Raw genomic sequence first — 3,757 nt, 5'->3', positions numbered from 1 at the left:
GACTCCGGCGACATCGCCTGTGGCAACGCGGCGGTCTTGGTGCCGAACACCGAGCTGTTCGACGTCGCGGGATCTTCCTGCGCCGGCGCCGCGGCTGGCGCGGCCGTCTCGGGAGCCTCGGTCGGTGTAACGGTTGCGAGGCGATCACCCTTCATGGAGCGATCGACCTTAGGAAAATCGGCGGCCTGGTAGCGCGGCGGCGCCTGTAGCGCCGGGTTGCGGTTGATCGCGCCGGTGACGTCGCGACCATCGATGCTCGCGAGGCGAACCATCGCGCTCTGCGGAACGGAGGTGCCAATGGGGCGCGAAAAACTGTAGGTGGCGAGCTGGATGGAGGACGCTGCGGAAAAGACCTGCTTCTGCCAACGCTCGGCGACGCCGGGTTGCCGCGCCAGCAAAGAGGCAATGTCCTGATAGCCGGTCTCTCTCGGCATCAATGCGAAGATGCAGAGACCGATTCCGAAGGACGCGAACCGCGCGCCCTTCGGATGGTTACGCAACACTGACATCGTTACGCTCACGCTACGCTTACGCCAGAAAAATCGAGCCGCAGTACATCCGTGCAATTCGATCTTTATCGTAAGTATCTAATTTAGGTTGCCGGGGCGTTAATCGGCGTTGCGCGTCCAGCACACTCAAGCGAACACGGGTGTTTTCACGGAGCCGTCGCGCACGGTGGTAAACGCGTCCTCACGCGAAGCGGTAAACAACCGGTCAACGCGAATGGTGAAGGAACCGTTGACAGCGCGTATCATACGGGACGCGTGGTTCCCTTTGTTTGTGCGGAGCGCTTCCACGCCGTCATTGCGAGGAGCTCTTGCGACGAAGCAATCCAGACTGCCCCCGCGGGAAGATTCTGGATTGCTTCGCTGCGCTCGCAATGACGAGCGGAGAGAGCGTCGCGCATAACAAAAGAGGCGGAGCTTTCGCCCCGCCTCTTTCATTCCAGCATTTTAGTTCTGTCTTACGCCTGGCTTGCGATCGCCTTGCCGAGCGCGGCTTGCGCTGCGGCGAGTCGGGCGATCGGCACGCGGTAGGGCGAACACGACACGTAGTCGAGGCCGATATCGTGGCAGAAGGCGACGGAGGCGGGATCGCCGCCGTGCTCGCCGCAGATGCCGACCTTGAGATTCGGGCGGGTCTTGCGGCCGCGCGCGACGCCGATCTTGACGAGCTCGCCGACGCCCTCCTGGTCGAGCGCCACAAAGGGATCGACCGAGAGGATGCCCTTCGTCACGTAGGGACCGAGGAAGCTCGCCGCGTCGTCGCGGCTGATGCCATAGGTCGTCTGCGTGAGGTCGTTGGTGCCGAACGAGAAGAACTCGGCCGACTGCGCGATCTCGGCCGCGAGCAGGCAGGCGCGCGGCAGCTCGATCATGGTGCCGACCTGATAGGCCAGCTTGGTGTTGGTGTCGCGCATCACCGCCTGTGCGGTGGAATCGATCCGCGCCTTGACGAGGTCGAGCTCCATCTTGGTGGCGATCAACGGCACCATCACCTCGAGGCCGACGGCCTTGCCGGTACGCTTCTCGGCCTCGACCGCGGCCTCGAAGATCGCGCGCGCCTGCATCTCGGCGATCTCCGGGTACGCAATCGCGATACGGCAGCCGCGGAAGCCGAGCATCGGATTGAATTCCGAGAGCTCACGCGCGCGGTCGGCGAGGCGCCGCGGGTCGGTGTTCATGGCGCGCGCCACTTCCTCGACCTCGGCATGGGTGTGCGGCAGGAATTCGTGCAGCGGCGGATCGAGCAAGCGGATCGTGACGGGCAGGCCCTTCATGATCTCGAACAGCTCGACGAAGTCGGCGCGCTGCATCGGCAGCAGTTTTGCGAGCGCGGCGCGGCGCGACTGCTCGTCCTCGGAGAGGATCATCTCGCGCACGGTGCGGATGCGGGTCTCCTCGAAGAACATGTGTTCGGTGCGGCACAGGCCGATGCCTTCGGCGCCGAACTTGATCGCGGTGCGCGCGTCATCAGGCGTGTCGCCGTTGACGCGGACGCCGATCTTGCGGACCTGGTCGGCCCAGGCCATCAGCGTGCCGAACTCGCCGGACAGCTCCGGCTCGATCATCGGCATGCGGCCGGCCAGCACCTGGCCGAGCGAGCCGTCGATGGTGATGACGTCGCCGGTCTTGAAGGTGCGCGAGCCGATGCTCATGGTGCCGCGGCCGTAATCGACGCGGATGGTGCCGCAGCCGGAGACGCAGGGCTTGCCCATGCCGCGCGCGACCACCGCCGCGTGCGAAGTCATGCCGCCGCGCGTGGTCAAAATGCCTTCGGCGGCGTGCATGCCGTGAATGTCTTCCGGGCTGGTCTCGATGCGGACCAGGATGACCTTGCGCCCATCGGCCTGAAGCTTGGCCGCTTCATCCGAGGAGAACACGATCTCGCCGGAGGCCGCGCCCGGGGATGCCGGCAAGCCGGTCGCGATCACGTCGCGCTTGGCGTTGGGATCGATGGTCGGATGCAGCAGTTGGTCGAGCGAAGCCGGATCGATGCGGGTGACCGCTTCCTTCTTGGTGATCAGGCCTTCATTGGCGAGCTCGACCGCGATGCGCAGCGCGGCTTTCGCAGTACGCTTGCCGCCGCGGGTCTGGAGCATCCACAGCTTGCCCTGCTCGACCGTGAACTCCATGTCCTGCATGTCGCGGTAGTGCTTCTCGAGCAGCGTGTAGATCCGCGTCAGCTCCTTGAAGGCCTCCGGCATCGCCGCTTCCATCGACGCCTTGTCTGAGCCCGACTCTTTCCGCGCTTCCTCGGTGATGTCCTGCGGCGTGCGGATGCCCGCCACCACGTCCTCGCCTTGCGCGTTGATCAGGAACTCGCCGTACAGCTTGCTCTCGCCGGTCGAGGGGTTGCGGGTGAAGGCAACGCCGGTCGCCGAGGTCTCGCCCATGTTGCCGAACACCATGGCCTGCACGTTGACCGCGGTGCCCCAGGACGCCGGAATATCGTGCAGCTTGCGGTAGGTCACCGCGCGCGCGTTCATCCAGGATGAGAACACGGCACCGATCGCGCCCCAAAGCTGGTCGTGCGGATCCTGCGGGAAGTCCTTGCCGGTCTCGCGCGCGACCGCGTCCTTGTACTTGCCGACCAGATCGACCCAGTCGTCGGCGGTAAGGTCGGTGTCGAGCGTGTAGCCCTGACCGTCCTTGAAGGTGTCGAGGATTTCCTCGAAGTGATGATGCTCGAAGCCGAGCACCACGTCCGAATACATGGTGATGAAGCGACGATAGCTGTCATAGGCGAAGCGGCGGTCGCCCGACAATTCCGACAGCGCTTCCACGGTCTGGTCGTTGAGGCCGAGGTTCAGCACCGTGTCCATCATGCCCGGCATCGAGGCGCGCGCGCCGGAGCGCACCGAGACGAGCAGTGGGTTCCTGGTGTCGCCGAACACCTTGCCGGTCAACTTGCCGACATGGTCGAGTGCCTTCTCAACCTGTGCCTGCAACTCCTTCGGATAGGATTTGTCGTGGGCGTAGAAGTAGGTGCAGACCGAGGTCGGGATGGTGAAGCCGGGAGGCACGGGAAGGCCGAGATTGGCCATCTCGGCGAGGTTCGCGCCCTTGCCGCCGAGAAGGTCGCGCATTTCCGTCCGGCCCTCGGCCTTGCCGTCACCGAATGTGTACACCCATTTGCCGGCCTTGATGGCTGCTGGCGCCGCCTTGGCGGGCGCAGCCTTCTTCGGCGCGGGCTTCGCAGCGACCTTCGGCAGAGCCGCCTTGGTCACGGCCTTTGCCGCCGGCTTTGCAGCGGG

At 65.0% G+C, this 3,757-nt stretch carries 1 protein-coding gene and 1 pseudogene; both read right to left on the bottom strand.

The annotated features are described in order from the left end of the window. Positions 1–509 (bottom strand): annotated as a pseudogene (locus MOV75_RS30540) (cell wall hydrolase); the annotation flags it as partial. 455 nt (positions 510–964) lie between these two features. Continuing rightward, positions 965–3,757 (bottom strand): pyruvate, phosphate dikinase (gene ppdK, locus MOV75_RS30535; protein ID WP_247007173.1); only part of this gene is annotated, 2,793 nt, incomplete at its 5' end.

Origin of the sequence: Bradyrhizobium sp. PRIMUS42 (assembly GCF_023006515.1) — a bacterium.
Lineage (GTDB): Bacteria > Pseudomonadota > Alphaproteobacteria > Rhizobiales > Xanthobacteraceae > Bradyrhizobium.
The sequence above is the reverse complement of the archived record's forward strand: the minus strand, read 5'-3'. Positions and strand labels throughout refer to the sequence as shown.